17 protein-coding genes are annotated in these 15,384 nt (G+C 64.2%); 5 read left to right on the top strand and 12 right to left on the bottom strand.

Translation table 11 applies throughout. From position 1 onward, the window contains the following. Positions 1 to 888 carry a DMT family transporter gene (locus AB0J47_RS22205; RefSeq protein ID WP_364348836.1) on the bottom strand — a complete coding sequence of 296 codons (888 nt, stop codon included), beginning with the start codon at positions 886 to 888 and terminating at the stop codon, positions 1 to 3. 153 nt (positions 889 to 1,041) lie between these two features. Here AB0J47_RS22205 and AB0J47_RS22200 point away from each other — a divergent pair, with 153 nt between their 5' ends. Further along, positions 1,042 to 1,458 carry a DoxX family protein gene (locus AB0J47_RS22200; RefSeq protein ID WP_364348833.1) on the top strand — a complete coding sequence of 139 codons (417 nt, stop codon included), beginning with the start codon at positions 1,042 to 1,044 and terminating at the stop codon, positions 1,456 to 1,458. Between the two features lie 132 nt (positions 1,459 to 1,590). Here the strand turns inward: AB0J47_RS22200 and AB0J47_RS22195 are convergent, their stop codons facing one another. The 4 genes from AB0J47_RS22195 to AB0J47_RS22180 all read right to left on the bottom strand — a co-directional run bounded on the left by AB0J47_RS22195 (position 1,591) and on the right by AB0J47_RS22180 (position 7,600). Further along, positions 1,591 to 3,249: a cutinase family protein gene (locus AB0J47_RS22195; RefSeq protein ID WP_364348830.1), complete on the bottom strand. Its 1,659-nt coding sequence runs from the start codon at positions 3,247 to 3,249 to the stop codon at positions 1,591 to 1,593. A gap of 477 nt (positions 3,250 to 3,726) precedes the next feature. After that, the gene (locus AB0J47_RS22190; protein WP_364348827.1) at positions 3,727 to 5,505 is read right to left on the bottom strand and encodes an alpha/beta fold hydrolase; all 1,779 of its coding nucleotides are present in this window, start codon (positions 5,503 to 5,505) and stop codon (positions 3,727 to 3,729) included. Continuing rightward, positions 5,505 to 6,095 (bottom strand): TetR/AcrR family transcriptional regulator, encoded by a 591-nt coding sequence (locus AB0J47_RS22185; RefSeq protein ID WP_364348824.1) that lies wholly within the window; start codon positions 6,093 to 6,095, stop codon positions 5,505 to 5,507. Before AB0J47_RS22185 ends, AB0J47_RS22190 begins: the two co-directional genes overlap by 1 nt. 239 nt (positions 6,096 to 6,334) lie before the next feature. Continuing rightward, entirely contained in the window at positions 6,335 to 7,600 is a 1,266-nt protein-coding gene (locus tag AB0J47_RS22180) for an MFS transporter (RefSeq protein ID WP_364348821.1), read from the bottom strand. Positions 7,601 to 7,712: 112 nt separating this feature from the next. Here AB0J47_RS22180 and AB0J47_RS22175 point away from each other — a divergent pair, with 112 nt between their 5' ends. Next, the gene (locus AB0J47_RS22175) at positions 7,713 to 8,660 is read left to right on the top strand and encodes a LysR family transcriptional regulator (protein ID WP_364348818.1); all 948 of its coding nucleotides are present in this window, start codon (positions 7,713 to 7,715) and stop codon (positions 8,658 to 8,660) included. Here the strand turns inward: AB0J47_RS22175 and AB0J47_RS22170 are convergent. Continuing rightward, positions 8,636 to 9,067 (bottom strand): alpha/beta hydrolase, encoded by a 432-nt coding sequence (locus AB0J47_RS22170; protein ID WP_364349118.1) that lies wholly within the window; start codon positions 9,065 to 9,067, stop codon positions 8,636 to 8,638. The two genes, AB0J47_RS22175 and AB0J47_RS22170, sit on opposite strands and share 25 nt — an antisense overlap. Here AB0J47_RS22170 and AB0J47_RS22165 point away from each other — a divergent pair. Together AB0J47_RS22165 and AB0J47_RS22160 are read left to right on the top strand one after the other, a co-directional pair. Further along, positions 8,994 to 9,227, top strand: coding sequence for a CGNR zinc finger domain-containing protein (locus AB0J47_RS22165; RefSeq protein WP_364348815.1), 234 nt, complete (start codon positions 8,994 to 8,996; stop codon positions 9,225 to 9,227). The two genes, AB0J47_RS22170 and AB0J47_RS22165, sit on opposite strands and share 74 nt — an antisense overlap. Beyond that, positions 9,158 to 9,355, top strand: coding sequence for a hypothetical protein (locus tag AB0J47_RS22160; protein WP_364349115.1), 198 nt, complete (start codon positions 9,158 to 9,160; stop codon positions 9,353 to 9,355). The genes AB0J47_RS22165 and AB0J47_RS22160 overlap by 70 nt, the downstream gene beginning before the upstream one ends. Positions 9,356 to 9,412: 57 nt before the next feature. On the opposite strand, the gene AB0J47_RS22155 is transcribed toward AB0J47_RS22160, so the two are convergent. Further along, positions 9,413 to 10,006 (bottom strand): TetR/AcrR family transcriptional regulator, encoded by a 594-nt coding sequence (locus AB0J47_RS22155; RefSeq protein WP_364348812.1) that lies wholly within the window; start codon positions 10,004 to 10,006, stop codon positions 9,413 to 9,415. Between the two features lie 67 nt (positions 10,007 to 10,073). Here AB0J47_RS22155 and AB0J47_RS22150 point away from each other — a divergent pair, with 67 nt between their 5' ends. Beyond that, on the top strand, positions 10,074 to 10,913 hold the full coding sequence (locus AB0J47_RS22150) for an SDR family NAD(P)-dependent oxidoreductase (protein ID WP_364348809.1): 840 nt from the start codon (positions 10,074 to 10,076) through the stop codon (positions 10,911 to 10,913). Positions 10,914 to 10,972: 59 nt separating this feature from the next. Here the strand turns inward: AB0J47_RS22150 and dnaB are convergent, their stop codons facing one another. From dnaB to rpsF, 5 genes are all read right to left on the bottom strand, one after another. Next, complete coding sequence (dnaB, locus tag AB0J47_RS22145) at positions 10,973 to 12,796, bottom strand: replicative DNA helicase (protein WP_364348806.1); 1,824 nt, start codon at positions 12,794 to 12,796, stop codon at positions 10,973 to 10,975. A gap of 697 nt (positions 12,797 to 13,493) precedes the next feature. After that, complete coding sequence (rplI, locus tag AB0J47_RS22140) at positions 13,494 to 13,946, bottom strand: 50S ribosomal protein L9 (RefSeq protein WP_364348803.1); 453 nt, start codon at positions 13,944 to 13,946, stop codon at positions 13,494 to 13,496. Between the two features lie 16 nt (positions 13,947 to 13,962). After that, complete coding sequence (gene rpsR, locus AB0J47_RS22135; protein ID WP_040697505.1) at positions 13,963 to 14,214, bottom strand: 30S ribosomal protein S18; 252 nt, start codon at positions 14,212 to 14,214, stop codon at positions 13,963 to 13,965. Positions 14,215 to 14,303: 89 nt separating this feature from the next. Further along, the gene (locus AB0J47_RS22130; RefSeq protein ID WP_364348799.1) at positions 14,304 to 14,846 is read right to left on the bottom strand and encodes a single-stranded DNA-binding protein; all 543 of its coding nucleotides are present in this window, start codon (positions 14,844 to 14,846) and stop codon (positions 14,304 to 14,306) included. 83 nt (positions 14,847 to 14,929) lie between these two features. Then, positions 14,930 to 15,217, bottom strand: a complete 288-nt coding sequence (rpsF, locus tag AB0J47_RS22125) for a 30S ribosomal protein S6 (protein WP_040697500.1) — start codon at positions 15,215 to 15,217, stop codon at positions 14,930 to 14,932. Positions 15,218 to 15,384 lie beyond the last annotated feature (167 nt).

The following is a 15,384-nucleotide window of genomic DNA, read 5'->3' as shown; positions in this document are numbered from 1 at the left end:
TCAGGACTGGGTGACGGGCGCCGCCGCCGGTTTCTCGGCGGTGCGAGCGCGGACTGTGCCGAGGATCGAGCCGAGAATGACCAGCGGGAAGCCGATGCCCATGCCGATGGTCAGCGGCTCGTCCAGCAGGGTCACGCCGAGCAGGATCGCCACCGCGGGATTTATGTAGGTGATGACCGTGGCGCGGGCCGGGCCGACCTCGCTGATCAGCGCGAAGAACACCAGGAATGCTGCGGCCGTGCAGATTACAGCCAGTCCGAGCACCGACCACGACGCGTCGGCGGTGAAATGTGTCGGCCAGCGGAGCGCGGCGAACGGTGTGTAGATCACCGCCGCGAGAACCAGTGATCCAGCGACCACGCCGAGCGGCGGCAGATCGGCCAGTGCGCGATTGATGATGATCGGGCCGACGGCGTAACCGATGGTGGTCAACCCGATGGCGCCGATAGCGGCGGGCTGGGTCAGGTCGATATCGAAGCCGACCAGTGCCGCCACACCCGCGAATCCGATGATCAGGCCGATGGTGCGGCGGGCATCGAAGCGATCGTGGCCGAGTTTGGTCACGATGACCACGGCGATCAGCGGAACGGCGGCGATCAGCAGCCCGACCGTCGAACTGTTCAGCGTGGTCTCGGCGTACCCGATCAGAAACCACGGTCCGGTGATCTCGACCAGGGTGTACAGCAGCAGCGGACGCCAACGCCGGAACACCGGTGCGAGGGCTTTGGTGTAGAGCGCGATCGGCAGCAGGATCAGCGCGCCGAGGAAGGTCCGGCCGAATGCCACCACGATCGGGTCGAAATCCTCGACCGCTATCCGGATCATTGCGTAGGGCACACCCCAGATGACACCCATCGCCAGGAACAGCACCCACCCGCGCTGCGTCATCGCTTCACCATCTCGCCTGCTCGCTTCCGATCGAATCGGAGCCTATACGAATACATCCCATCACGGGATGGCTGAAGGCCCGATGAATTCGGTGATCGGGTCTCGTCTGTATGGGTGCAACATCCGATACACGTGCTTGGAAGGACTCGAACCATGACCGCTGAGAACACCGCTGAGGTCGGCGCGGGGCCCGGTCGTTCCCTCGATATCACCCTGTGGGTGCTGCAAGGCCTGCTCGCCGCGTTCTTCGCATTCGCCTCCGCTGCGCCGAAGCTCCTCGGCGAGTCCAGCGCTGTCGAAGGCTTCGACTTGATCGGCGTTGGCGACTGGTTCCGCTACTTCGTCGGCGCCGTCGAGTTGGCCGGTGCGATCGGCCTGGTCATCCCGCGCCTGTCGGGACTGGCCGCGATCGGCCTGAGCCTCACAATGATCGGCGCGGCCTACACCAATGCCTTCGTCGTCGACGGCTACTGGCCGATCTACACCCCGCTTATCCTGCTGGTGCTGTTCGTTTTCATCGCCTGGGGCCGCTGGTATGAGACCGAGCGGTTGTTCGGTCGAGGCGTCTAGACGTCTCAACCGCTGAAACCGCGGCCGACATGTGGAGCGATTCCGCACCTGTGTCCTACAAAGGATGTAGGCGCAGGCCCGCGACGGCGCCAGCCGTGCGGGCCTGCGTGCGCCAGCCGCGATGGCGCCGGGTCAGGGCTGAGTCGACTTGGTTGTGGTCGGTGTCGCCGGTGGCGCTGTCGTGGTGGTTGGTTCGGTGGTGGTCGGCTTCGGGGGCTGAGTGGTTGTGGTGGTCGAAGCCGGTGGTGTAGTTACCGCCGGTGTGCTCATCGGCGGCGCGGTTGTCGTGGGCGGCGCAGTGGTCGTCGGCTGGCCGCTGACCTCCGTCTTCGCCGGGGCGGCGGTGGTGGTCGTCGGAGCCGCGGTCGTGGTCTTGCTCGGTTCGGGCGTCTTGGTCGTCGAGGTCGCTGCCTGGTAGGCGGCGGCGAGATCGGCCGACTCCGGCTTGGCGGTCGTGTCGACCGGCTGACCCGCCTGTGCCTGTTGGGCCAGATGGGTGAGCCAGGCGGCGGCGTACTCGGCGGATGTCAGCGGCTTACCGTTGTTCGGGTCGGCGTCGCGCCAGTAGTCGAAGTGGTGACCGCTCGCATTGGGGCCGAGCGTCTGCTGGTAGGGGTCACTCAGAATCACCGGGATGGTGTTCTGGTTCGTCACGATGAGACCGATGATCTCGTTGAACACCTTCTGCGGCAGATAGGCCAACGGCGACATCTCATTGGTCGAGATCGACTCGGCCTTGGTCGGAGTCGTCGGCGTCTGCCCCGGCTTGTATTCCGGATCCGAAACCCTCAGCAGCACTTGGAGAAACGTCTCATCGCTTTGCATCCAGTTCGGCTGTGACTGGATATCCGCGAACGCCGCCAACGCGATCCGGCCGAGGACAACGGCAACATCCTGCCCGGTCGCGGGGGTGAGCCCGTCGCGTTCGAGCGCGTCGACATTCAACTGCCGCCCCACATTCACCGCCAATTGCAGCAGTGAAATGTTCTGCGGCGCCGAGCACGTGAGATCGCCATCGGAGCAGAACGAGGCGATCTTGCCGTTCAGCGCACCGAAGTCACCGCTGGTACCGGGTAGTGCGCCCTGGCCGGACGCGGTTTTCGTGCCGTTCTGATACTTCTGGTCGAAGCCGTCGGGATTGCTGTACGGATCCTTGGCGCCCGGGAACGGACCGTCACCCGCCGAACGTCCGGCATCGGCGAGGATGACGACACCGACGACATCGGCTGGATCCACGATGCCATAGCCACCATCTTGATCGGCGGTCTGATGTCCGACCGTCATGGCGACGCGGCGTACCACATCGGCGCCCTCGCTGTAGCCCACGATCGAGAACTTGGTGTCCGGGCAGGCCTGTGCGATTTCGCGCATCACCTGTTCGGTATTCGCGACGCCCGCGTTGACGGCATCCTCGTAGCTGTCCATATTCGCCGGGTACGCGATGTAGACAGCGGCATATGAGCCGGGATCGACATTGTCGGCCGGTGCGTTGACGACCGGATCGACCCATTGGCTGCTGTAATCACCGGACAGCGCGGCGGGCAACTCTTCACCGTTGGCCCCGACCAGCAACTTCGTGGTGGCGGCATCCGGTGTATCCCGACGACCGGCGACTGAAATGGTCACCATGTCGTGGCATTCGGTAACCGATGCCCGCAGGCGTGTATCGACGGTTTCGTGCGTCGATGTCATCGCCACCGAGGCAGTGACGATCGCCACCACCCCCAGCGACGCGGGCGCCACGATGGCCGAAGCCATTCGATGGCGCGCGAAGAACTCCCGAAGAGCCATGTCCCGTTCCCCATTCATAACCGACAAGTGGACGGACAGGCCCCCCGACAGGCCATGTGTCTTGAAGGACGTCGGGTTCGACGGCCGAATCGTTACCACGGGGGAGAAATGGTTACGCTCGAGTCGAGGTATATCGCTGTTCCACGGCACGCTTGATCTAGTTCCGCTAGTTAACGGCATGATGTGGCGGTCCCGCGGTGTCAGCGCCTCGCTCATCGGGAATCTGTAGGTGAGCGATGCGTGTGGAACTCAGGGGCCCGAGAACCGTCCGCCGGAATGGGTGCCGCTCACGGCCACGAGCGCGGAGGTCGCCGTATCCGGCCGATGGCTGGAGACCATGGACCATTTGCTGCCGGGGGCAGCCGCGCTGGCTGATCGGCGATGTCGATGGCAGCCGCAGGTCGGATTGCCCGCCCGACTGTTCGAAACCGCGCCCCGCGCGGTGGAGCACAAGAACTCCCTGCTCATCGCGCGTCCTTATCCGCCGATAGCACGCACCAATTCGTCGGGGTGTGTCAGTTGTGGATGATGGGCGGCTCGGTCGATGGTGCTGAATTCGATTCGGGGCAAGAGTGATTCGTGCAGGCCAGGACCGAGCGCGTCCTCGCTTCCGGTGATCACATGGATCGGTCCGGGATATTGCGCGAGCTTGGCGGTGAGTTCACGGCGCCAGCGTGCATTCGTCGTTGCGGCGAACAGTGTGGCGACATTGCCCGCGACATTCGCGCGACGCAGATCCTGCACGCTCGATTGCAGCACCGACGCGTGCTCGGGTGAGCCGGTGAGCTTGTCGGACAGGGCATTCGGACTCAGTCGACGCAGATACCACCGCGTCAGAGGTGTGGCCAGTGCCGAAATCCCAGCGCTCGGCTGGAGAAAGAATGGGGCGACCAGCGTGATCGATCCGACCTTGTCCGGATGCGCGGCCGCGGCCTCGACCACTGCGGCGGCACCTACCGAGTGACCGACAAGATGCGCGCCAGGTGTCCGTTCGAGCAGCGTCTCGAGCCATGCCTGCCAGTCACCTCGACCGCCTGCGGACATCCCGAGGCCGGGCAGGTCCAGAACCTGGGCGTGGCCGATGGCTGCCGCGACCGGAGCCCAGGTGTCGGCATTGACCGGCAGGCCGGGCAGTATCACAGTGGGTGCTTCGGGCTCGCCGATCCGGAACGTTCGGACTCCAGCGAAATTATCGAAAGTCCTTGCCGCACTTTTTGTTTGCGCATTTCCGAAGCGGTGCGCCGCGAGATGGTCGGCCCATCGCAGGATCGTGCGTGTGGTGTCGGGCAAGTCGAGTCCATGCTTGCGGGCGAGTTCGTGTGCCGAGTCTGTGGGATAGCGGTCGGTGGACAGGAAGGTCAGGGTTTCGGGATCGGCCTTCGTCAACCACTGCGGTAGCCGCTTCACCAGTGCGACCGGGATGCGTGTGCGCGGTACCGGTACCCGATAGTGCCGACCGACCTGCGACAGTAGCGTCGGCAGTGCGGGCGTCGCGTCGTCGAGCACCCAGTACGCCACACCGGCTGTGACGGGATCCGTTGGGAGCAGGGTCATGAAGCGAGTCAGATAGTCGACCGGGATCACCGGCACGAAGGTGCGGGAGTCGCCTGGCAATGCAGTGACCGTCCCCTGCCAAAGCTCTTTCAAACTCGCCGCGAGGCCCAGTTGCTGATCGGATTCACCGGTGCTGCTGAGCCCGATTACCGTGGGCGGGTTGACGATCGACCACGGCACGCCGAGTTCATCGGCGACGGCCTGAAATACCGCATCCCCCTCCACCTTCGACGCCTCATAAGCGCCCAGACCGCGATGGGTTCGTTCCACCCGCTCCGGGCTCCACGGAACGGTAGTCGGGTCCTGACCGCCTACTCGGTAGCCGGAGACATAAACAAGCCGGGACAGCTGAGGCAGTTGCGCGGCGAAGGACACCACCGAGCGGACGCTGTCGACATTGCCGTGGCGCGCCTCGTCCTTCGTCATACCGAATCGGTAAGCGCCGGCGCAGTTGTAGACCTCGGTGACATCCGTGCACGCCGAATCCCCGCCCTGGACAATGGGTTCGGTGTCGAAATCGACGATCAACTCCGCCGGAGTCGTCCGGCACCCGTGATCTCCCAACCATGCGCCCAGCCGCGCGAACGATTCGCGGCTGCGGACCGCGGCGGTGACGCGGACTCCGGCCTGGTCCAAGGTGAGAATCAGATTGCGGCCGATGAAGCCGGTGGCTCCGAATACGAGCGCGTGGCGGGTGGTCATCACACCACCGCCCCGGGCTGGTCGAGCAGAGCTGCCAGCATCTGTGCCGTGCTGTGCAGCGGTTCCACATCGCGTTTGGCGCGCGCCACGATCACCGCGCCCTCGACCGCACTCACCGCCGCCGTCGCCAGCGTGCGCGCCGCCGCCGCCGAATGCCCTGCTGCGACCAGGTATTCACGCACCGGCGCGATCCACGATTCGAACGCCGCCGCACACACCTCACGCAGTCGTTCGCTGTGCGCACCCATCTCGAGCGTGACTACCGAAACCGGGCACCCGAGCTGAAAATCGCTGTCCGCGACCAACCCGGCCAGCACCTGCACAACCCGCCGAATCACCTCCCCCGGTGACGCCCCGGCCACCGCCGTTTCGTCCAGCAAGGTCCGAAACCGCTCGGCTGCCAACTCGATCGCCTTCTGCCCGAGCTGCTCCTTTCCCTCCGGAAAGTGAAAGTACAGCGACCCTTTCGGCGCCCCCGCATGCTCCACAACCGTGTTCAATCCCGTCCCGCTATACCCCCGCGCCTGGATCAACTCCAGCATCGACTCCACCAACTGCCCACTCGTCTGAGCGCCCTTGGACGTAACCATGGTCCCAGAATAGACCGGTCTATAGATTTTGCAACCACGTCCGAGTCGCGCTCGACGGCCGCCAGCCCTGAAGCGACCGACCAGTGCCGCGTCCAGATACCTTCTGCCGTACCGAGCCTTCGTTCGGAGGGTTCCGTCGAACGCAGTCGAACGGTGGACGCCCATGCCGCATCGACCGCTGAATGACTACGCTCGGCGAGTAGCAAGCGATCTGGACGAGGCACTGATATGTGGGCGGGTCACGCTCCCGCGCTCTCGCGGGAGAGAACCGGCTCTTCATTCGACGGGATCGGTTCGGGCGTGGCGATTCGGCGCGGCAGCAGCAACGGCGTGGCAAGCAGGAGGATCCCGGCCAACGCGATAGCCGCACGAGGGCAGGTGAGTTGTGCTAGCAGACCCCACGTCACGGTGATTGCCGCGATGCTGATGCTGCTGGTGATCGACCACGCGGCGAGGACTCGGGCATGGCGATCGATCTCGGTGTTGTTCAACCGATAAGCGGCGAAGACGGCGTTGAAGATGCTTATGCAGATGATCAGCCCGAACTCGGTGACCATCACGATCACAAGCCCGGCCGGGCCCGGCCGAATGAACGCCAGTCCGAGGGGCCAGCAGGCGCGCAGTGTGCCGAAGACCCGCAGCACCGTCTGTTCGCCGAAGCGGGAAGCGACGCGGCGGGCAAGTCGTGACCCGATCAGGCCGCCGATACACGGAACAGCGAATGCCAGCCCGTACTCCCAGAGCGGGAACCGCAAATGGGCGAGCATCAGCACCGATAACAGCGGCTCCCCGGCCATGATCAGCCCGTTGACCAGCATGGTGTTGACGAAGAACCGACGCAGCGTGTGGTGGGTGAGGATGTAGCGCCACCCTTCGACGATGTCGCTGCACCGATGCGCTCGGGCCTTCCGTGGGGGCGCGGGCTGTTCGGGTTCCCTGATCGCGAGAATGCCGAGTGCCGAGAGGAGGTAGCTCACCGCATCGGCGACAACGGTGGTCACCGGTCCGAGCAGCCCGATGGCAGCGCCACCCACGGGCGGTCCGATGACCGTGGCCGACCAGGTGGTGGACTCGAAACGACTGGTGGCCACCAGCAGGCTGTCGGCCGGAACGATGGTCTTGAGGTAAGCGCCGCTGGCGGCGGTGAAAGCGATCTTCGCCGCCGCGGTGACGATGCAGACCACCAAGAGCTGCGCGAAGGACAACCCACCCAGGCAGTAGGCGAGCGGTATGGATGCCAGGGCCGCGAAGCGGATCAGGTCCGTGGCTATCATGACCGGTCGCTTGGCGCGAAACTCCATCCACGGCCCGAGCGGAATCGCAAGCAGCGCCCCGATCGCCAGCCCGGATGCCGACAAAGTCGCCACTTTGGCCGAACTAGCGTTCAGAACAGTGATGGCGACCACCGAAAATGCCCCGAACCCGAGTCCGGTCCCGTAGGCGCTGACCGCGTAGGCGGCCCACAACCACCCGAACGCCCGATCCGGCTTCGCTCTCCGCCACATATCGGCACTCCCTCTGTTGTCAGGGAGATTGAAGCCGGTCGATGGATGCTGACACCAACAACGAATCGAGCGGAGTGTCACAACTTTTCGTTGTGAGAGTAGGTTTCGGCTCGTGGATCTCGATGCGGTTCGTACCTTCGTCGCGGTTGCCGAGACCGGCCAGTTCCAAGCCGCTGCCGACGATCTGCGAATCACCCAGCAGGCAGCGTCGAAACGAGTAGCCACGCTCGAGCGAGAACTCGGAGTTCAGCTGTTCGCGCGGGTTGCCAGAGGGGTGCGGCTGACCGTCGACGGGCAAGCACTGCTCCCGCATGCCCGAGAGCTCCTCCGTGCCGCAGAACGCGCCACCGCGGCCGTGACACCGGGGCGCCGGGCCCTCCGGATCGATGTGGTGGCCCGCAGGATTGCGCCCTCCACCATCCTTCATGCCTTCTACCAGCAGAATCCGGATATCGAGCTCGATGTTGTCACCCTGACCAACTTCGACGCGGAGTCGGCGCTGGCCGAGATCAGTGCGGGCACCATCGACGCCACCTTCAGATCCCTACGACACCTGGAGGTCCCGAGCGGAGTCCGGGCATCGCGCGTCATCGACGACCGGCACGAACTGCTCGTCGGCCCACGGCATCCACTGGCGAACGCCAAGACGGTAACGCCAGCCGAACTCACCGATCACCCCATCTGGATGCCGGGCATGTCCGACGCCGAACCGATCGGCTACTACAAGGATCTGGCGACAGCGTTCGGACTCACCATCGACACGATCGGCCCGAGTTTCGGCATCGAGGCGCTCCTCGCCGAACTCGCGGATTCCACCCAACTCGCCACCTTCGTCGGCGAAGGCTCCCGATACCTCTGGCCGGAAAGCTACGACCTGCGCCGAATCCCCGTCGTCGACCCGACCCCGGTCTATCCACTTTCGGTGATCTGGCGAACAGACAATGCACACCCCGTCCTCGCAAACTTCCTCGAGTACCTGCACGCCAGATACAAAGCGACATCCAGCGACGACATATGGACCCCGGACTGGGCGCACTATCCGAAGAAGTCGCACAGGTGAGCCGCGACGAGCTCGGGCTGTTCCTCGGCGAGATAGTGGCCGCTATCGGGGATCTCGATGGCGAGCACGTCGGTTGCTCGCTCGGCGAGACTGTCGAGGATGTCGGTGTGGTCCGGAAAGTGCAGTGCGGCAACGGGTATCGTCAGTTTCGCGTACGTCCGGCTGTCCTCGATGTCCTGGGTGAAACTCTGATACCAACCGTTGGCGGCGCGGATCGACTCGGGACGGGAATAGGCGCGTGCGTACACCGCGCGGGACTGTTCGTCGATGGCGTTGGGATTGCGCAGATTTCGATGGCACAGGTAGTCGACGAGTCTCGACCGGCGCGGGGAATTGCAGTGGACCGCGCCCGACCCGATCGCGGCGGTCCTGGCGACGGTCGCCCGGGATGCGCTAGATCTGGTCACCTCGCCGACCGCCGCGCGCATACGGCGATGCGCGGGCGACAGCTGCCGGGCCTACTTCGTCGATCTGTCCCGCCCGGGAAACCGACGCTGGTGCTCGATGGATACCTGCGGCAATCGGGCCAAGAAGCGAAACCTGCGGGCCCGGGAGATGTCGGCGTAGCAGCGGCGCCGCTCGAGTCGGGTGGCACGCTTGTTGTGCCGGTTCGTGTCGCCGCGGGTGTGGTCGATATCGCGGTCCGTCAGGGCTGGGTGATCCTTCCAGAGTTCAATCACGATTACGCGGATTGAACGTAGGCCACCTCGATTTCGTGATCTTGCTTCATCCGCACCGCGCTCCGCTGGGGTTCAGGTTCGGAGGATGGGGGACAGTGCCTCGATGAGCTGGTCGGCGTAGGCCGGGTCGACTGGTGCGCCGCTGATCAGGAGCCGGTAGTAGAGGGCTCCGTAGATGAGGTCGATGAGGATGTCGGCGTCGAGATCGGTGGGGAGCTGACCGTCGACGATTCCGGTGGCGATGAGTTCTCTGACGCCGGCTCGGCGGGTGTCGATGAACCGTTCGCGTAGGGCCGCAGCCAGTTCGGGATCGTGCTGGGCCGCTGCGACGAGTGCGACGAACGGGAGGCGGGCCTCGGGGGTGTTCATCAACTGTGCGACGCGCCGGAGCTGAGTTTGCAGCCGGGTCAAGGAGTCGCCGTCGTCCGGAGCTTCCATCTGCTCGGCGAAGGTGTCGGTGAAGGCGTCCATCAACACTGCCGCCTTGGTCGGCCACCAGCGGTAGATCGTGTTCTTGCTCACGCCGGCGCGGGCAGCGATGTCGTCCATGTTCAATCCAGGCAGCCCCCGGTCGGTCAGTAGTTCTCGGGCTGCGGACAGCACTGCTCGGCGTGATCGTTCGCTGCGCGGTCGTCCTGGTCCGCGCGCCTGTGTGGACTCAGCCATGGCATAAGTCTACATGTTTCGATACGATACGGTCAGTATTAGAATTATGGCCTGCTGAGGAGTTGAGATGCAGAACGAACGGGTGTGGCTGGTGACAGGTGCGTCGTCGGGATTCGGTTACGCGATGAGCCGGGCGGTAGCGGCGGCCGGTGGTCGGGTGGTTGCAACAGTTCGCCAACCCGAACGGGCACAGTCCTTGCAGGATTTGGCCGCGACCCATCCCGGTCGTGTCCTCGTTCTGCCCTTGGATGTCACCGACAGCGGGCAGGCCGAGCAGGCGATGGCACAGACCATGCAAACGTTCGGCCGGTTGGATGTGGTGGTGAACAACGCCGGTTACGGAATTTTCGGTGCGCTGGAGGAGATTCCGGACGATGCGGTGCGGAAGGTGTTCGAGACGAACGTGTTCGGCTCGCTCAATGTCATTCGCGCGGCACTGCCGGTGTTGCGTGAGCAGCGGCACGGGCACATCGTGCAGATCTCGTCAGTGGCTGGTGTCGCCGCCCCGTCACCGGGATTGGGGCTCTATGCGGCTACTAAGTTCACGGTCGAGGGCATGTGCGAGGGTCTGGCCAAGGAGGTCGCCCATCTCGGTATCGGCGTCACCATCGTCGAGCCGGGTATGTTCGGCACGAATTTCGTTGCAGCACTGGATATCACGCCGGTACAGCACGCTGATTACACCGCTAGTGTCGAGGCCGCGCACGAGCGCCTGAACCAGCTCGATCCGAGCGTCTACGGCGACCCGGATCAGGCCGCGCAGCAGATCATCGCCGTCGTCGAATCCGCCGCGCCCCCACTGCGGCTGCCGCTCGGACGCGACGCCGTCACCGCGATCCGAGCCAAACTGACCAGCGAACTCGCCGCGCTCGACGCCCGGGAGCCCGGTGTCGCCGCCGCGGAATGATTGCTTCGTATACGAAGTGGACACGAAATCATTCGTGAGGTTCGAAACACGCCGACCAGCTAGCCGCGGGCCATATCCACGAACCGACTCAAATGCAGTTGGTGCGCAACGGTAATCGTGGCAGTTGGACCATTACGGTGTTTACCGACGATCAGGTCGGCTTCACCACCACGCGGGTCGTCCCGCTCGAATGCATCGGGCCGATGCAGCAGGATGACCATGTCCGCATCCTGTTCGAGCGAACCAGATTCGCGCAGGTCAGACACCATGGGCCGCTTATCTGTTCGCTGTTCGGGACCACGGTTCAGCTGACTGATGGCGATGACCGGAACTTCCAACTCCTTAGCCAACAGCTTCAGATTTCGCGAGAAATCCGAGACTTCTTGCTGTCGGGATTCGACCTTCTTGCCCGAGGTCATCAGCTGGAGGTAGTCCACCACAACGAGTTTCAGGTCGTGGCGTTGCTTCAACCGCCGCGCCTTGGCGCGAATCTCCATCATGGTCAGGTTCGGCGAGTCGTCGACGAACAGTGGTGCCTCGCTGATCTCGCTCATACGGCGAGCCAGTTTGGTCCAGTCGTCGTCGCTCATGCGGCCCGAACGCATATCGCCCAACTTGATTTTCGCCTCTGCGGAGAGCAGGCGCATCACGATTTCCGTGCGGCTCATCTCCAGCGAGAAGATGACGCTCGCCAGACCGTGTTTGATCGAGCAGCTTCGCATGAAATCCATACCGAGCGTCGAGTTGTGCGTGGGCACCATCGACTCGCCGGCGAGGTACAGATGCTCGGCGTTGTCCACCTCGACGCATCGCACGGGGACGGTGTCGATCTTTCGCACGTCCACGATGTGCCTGGCGGCCGAACGAGCGGTCGTCGGCACGAGATGGTTCGGGCTGTCGTCCGCGAGATGCACGCTGTGGACGATTTCGCCAGTTGTGCGTACGGCAGCGACACGAGCACCCGCTGCCCCGGCAATGGTGAGCCACTGATGTTGCTCGTCGGCGACGATCACTGTGCCGTCGGAGAATTCGACCTCGTAGCACGGCCGTTCGGTCAGCACCTCGGTCGCGGCGAGGACACGAGTGGGACGGCCCTCGGCGTCGAGAAGTTCGTCACCGCGGCGGACCTCGCCCATGGTGGTCCAGCCGGTGGGGGTGGGTAGGGGCGTGGCCAGGGCCAGGGCCTTGCCAACACCGGGGCGCGCCGCGACGATGATCATTTGGCCGGGGTGCAGGCCGTTGGTGAGTTCGTCGAGTTCGGTGAAGCCGGTGGGGACGCCGAGGGAGATGCCGCCGCGGGAGGCGATGGAGTCGATTTCGTCCATCGTCGGCTGCAGCAGTTCCTCGAGCGGGAGGAAGTCTTCGGTGGTGCGGCGTTCGGTGACCTCGTAGACCTCGGCTTGGGCGCGGTCTACGACCTCGGCGATGTCCTGGCCGTCGGCGCCCGCGTAGCCGTACTGAACGATGCGGGTGCCCGCTTCGACGAGGCGGCGCAGAATCGCCTTCTCGGCAACGATTTCGGCGTAGTAGCCCGCATTGGCGGCGGTGGGGACGGTCTGGGTGAGGGTGACCAGATAGGGCGGGCCACCGATGCGCTTGAGTTCGCCGCGGCGGTCCAGGCCCGCGGAGACGGTGACCGGGTCGGCGGGTTCGCCGCGGCCGTATAGATCGAGGATGGTGTCGTAGACCGCTTGGTGGGCCGGGCGGTAGAAATCGCCGGGGCGCAGCACCTCGACGACGTCGGCGATCGCATCCTTGCTCAGCAGCATGCCGCCGAGCACGGACTGTTCGGCCGCCATATCGTGCGGGGGCTGCCTGCCGAAGTCCTCACCGGGCGGTTCGGGCGGATAGTCCGTATGCCCGCGGCCATCGGTGGTGGTCACCAGACTCGACCGTCCTCTCTCGCCACTTGCAGGCCGCTCGAAAATGCCTACCCGCCGACCCTATTGATCACTCGTTGTACTCCCGGGCTACGACACATTCGGCAGCGCACCGCGGCTGAGGGACCTCACTAATGGGGCCTCACCTGCGGTTCCAGCAAACCGCCGTGGCGGGTGCCGAACCATGCCGTTCCGGGTGGTGCGTGCATGATGTTGCGATGAACCTAGGCGACCCGATAGGCAGTCGCCAAACCGCAATGTGCACACGCCTGTGGATAAGTTGGGGACTGTTTACCTAGCGTTGTGCACCCCCTGTGTACAACTTGGGGAAAACCCAGGTCGCGCCGCTCAAACACGCTGATAGATATCGATTTCTTAAGCTATCCACGTGTGGATGAATGAGTGTCGGCGTGTCGGTCTAGATGAACAGCCGGGCGTGTTGAGGGTAAACAGCACGTTTGGTGTCTATGGCGTAGATCACATGGCGTCCGGTTGGTTTTCTCGACGATCCACAAGGCGAATAACTGGCGGTAGAGCCGATAGCGGCAGGTTGCCGAGAATGACCCAGATCACCGCTTCGGCTAGCTCGCAAATATTTGGCTATTTTCCCGAACGGTATAGCTCAGCCAGCACATGGATCGATTCGGCACAGTCGAAGGCCACCCTCGTGCCGAAACACAAGAGTGGCCTTCGAATGAACTCAGTTCGCGGCGACCTGCAAGTCGAACTTCGCGACCACATCGGGGTGCAGGTGCACCACGACGTTGTGCTTGCCGACCGTCTTGATGTGCGACTTCGGCAGCTCGATGCTGCGCTTGTCGACGACTGGCCCACCGGCCGACTTGATCGCGGCAGCGACGTCGGACTGGGTGACCGAGCCGAACAGCTTGCCGGTGCCGGCGGTCTTGACCGACAGCGAAACCGCCGCCAAGCCCTCGATGGCCTGCTTCAGCTCATTGGCATGATCCAGGTCGCGCACCTTGCGCGCGTCCTGTGCCCGACGGATGCCCTCGACCTGCTTCTGCGCGCCACGGCTGGCCACGATCGCCAGGCCGCGCGGCAGCAGGTAGTTGCGGCCGTAGCCGTCCTTGACCTCCACGGTGTCACCGGGGGTACCGAGGTTGTCCACATCAGCAGTAAGAATCAACTTCATTGCGATGTCTCCCTTCTCAGCGAGCCGTCGACACGTAGGGCAGCAGGGCCACCTCACGCGAGTTCTTCACGGCAACGGCGACGTCGCGCTGGTGCTGCACGCAGTTGCCGGTGACCCGGCGAGCGCGGATCTTGCCGCGATCACTGACGTACTTCCGCAGCAGGGCGGTGTCCTTGTAATCGATATTGACGGTGCCGGACTTGGCTTCCTTGCAGAAGGTGCAAGCCTTCTTCTTCAGCACCTTTTCGCGCGCGGGCGCTTTAGGCATGGTTACTCCGTAATCAATGATGGGCTGATCGTTTCGAGCGACCTACAAGCAGTCGCTACGGAATCAATTCAGGCCGATGTGAGCCGTTCTCAGAACGGCGGTTCGTCGTCTGCGCGGCCGCCCCCGAAGGAGCCTGCCGCGGGTGCGCTGCCCCACGGGTCGTCGTCGGCGCCGCCGGAACGGCTGCCGCCACCACCACCGGCAGGAGCGAAGTTGCCACCGCCGCCACCGGAACCGGAACCGAAGCCGCCGCCACCCCCGCCGCCGCGGCTGGCCTTGGCGACCTTCGCGGTGGCGTAACGCAGCGAGGGACCGACCTCGTCGACCTCGAGCTCGACGACCGTGCGCTTCTCACCCTCGCGGGTTTCGTAGGAGCGCTGCTTCAGTCGTCCGCTCACGATCACGCGGGCACCTCGGGTCAGGCTTTCTGCGACATTCTCCGCAGCTTCACGCCAGATGTTGCAGCGCAGGAAAAGCGCTTCGCCGTCTTTCCATTCGTTCGAATTACGGTCGAACACGCGGGGAGTCGATGCGACGGTGAAATTCGCCACCGCAGCGCCCGCGGGCGTGAATCGAAGTTCGGGATCGGCCGTCAAGTTTCCGATGACGGTGATGACCGTGTCGCCTGCCATGTGGTTCCTCCTGCTCGGTATGCAGTCCGCAGTGCACTCGCTTTGCGCTAGAGCCTAGAGACAGGCACCGACGCAATCGAGTGTCACTTGCCGTGGCGCAGAACCTTGGTGCGCAGCACCGACTCGTTGAGACCCAGCTGGCGGTCGAGCTCGCTCACGGTGGCGGGCTCGGCGGTCAGATCGACCACGGCGTAGATGCCTTCGGCTTGCTTGGCGATCTCGTAGGCGAGCCGGCGGCGGCCCCAGATGTCGACCTTGTCGACCTTGCCGCCATCGGTCTTGACGACGCTCAGCATGTTGTCCAGCGACGGACCAACAGTGCGCTCGTCCAGGCTCGGATCGAGGATGACCATCACTTCGTAATGACGCACGGACCAATCACCTCCTGTGGACTAGGAAACGGCCACGGACGGTCCGTGGCAGGAGGGTCGTTGCGTCAGCAACCCGACAAGGCTACATGAACGCCCGCTGAGCAGCGAAAGCTGCCCCGTGATTACCTTCGCAACATCTGATTTCGTACGCATATGGGTAACTCACC

The organism is Nocardia sp. NPDC049737 (genome assembly GCF_040674755.1).
GTDB lineage: Bacteria > Actinomycetota > Actinomycetes > Mycobacteriales > Mycobacteriaceae > Nocardia.
This window is presented reverse-complemented; position numbering and strand designations above follow the sequence as displayed.

What these genes read in the sequence shown, in the direction of transcription:
- AB0J47_RS22190 (WP_364348827.1), bottom strand. Translation starts at nt 5,505, where the DNA reads ATGACCACCCGCCACGCGCTCGTATTCGGAGCCACCGGCTTCATCGGC.
- AB0J47_RS22200 (WP_364348833.1), top strand. Translation starts at nt 1,042, where the DNA reads ATGACCGCTGAGAACACCGCTGAGGTCGGCGCGGGGCCCGGTCGTTCC.
- AB0J47_RS22130 (WP_364348799.1), bottom strand. Translation starts at nt 14,846, where the DNA reads ATGGCAGGCGACACGGTCATCACCGTCATCGGAAACTTGACGGCCGAT.
- AB0J47_RS22155 (WP_364348812.1), bottom strand. Translation starts at nt 10,006, where the DNA reads ATGGCTGAGTCCACACAGGCGCGCGGACCAGGACGACCGCGCAGCGAA.
- rpsR (WP_040697505.1), bottom strand. Translation starts at nt 14,214, where the DNA reads ATGCCTAAAGCGCCCGCGCGCGAAAAGGTGCTGAAGAAGAAGGCTTGC.
- rplI (WP_364348803.1), bottom strand. Translation starts at nt 13,946, where the DNA reads ATGAAGTTGATTCTTACTGCTGATGTGGACAACCTCGGTACCCCCGGT.
- AB0J47_RS22195 (WP_364348830.1), bottom strand. Translation starts at nt 3,249, where the DNA reads ATGGCTCTTCGGGAGTTCTTCGCGCGCCATCGAATGGCTTCGGCCATC.
- AB0J47_RS22205 (WP_364348836.1), bottom strand. Translation starts at nt 888, where the DNA reads ATGACGCAGCGCGGGTGGGTGCTGTTCCTGGCGATGGGTGTCATCTGG.
- AB0J47_RS22185 (WP_364348824.1), bottom strand. Translation starts at nt 6,095, where the DNA reads ATGGTTACGTCCAAGGGCGCTCAGACGAGTGGGCAGTTGGTGGAGTCG.
- AB0J47_RS22180 (WP_364348821.1), bottom strand. Translation starts at nt 7,600, where the DNA reads ATGTGGCGGAGAGCGAAGCCGGATCGGGCGTTCGGGTGGTTGTGGGCC.
- AB0J47_RS22150 (WP_364348809.1), top strand. Translation starts at nt 10,074, where the DNA reads ATGCAGAACGAACGGGTGTGGCTGGTGACAGGTGCGTCGTCGGGATTC.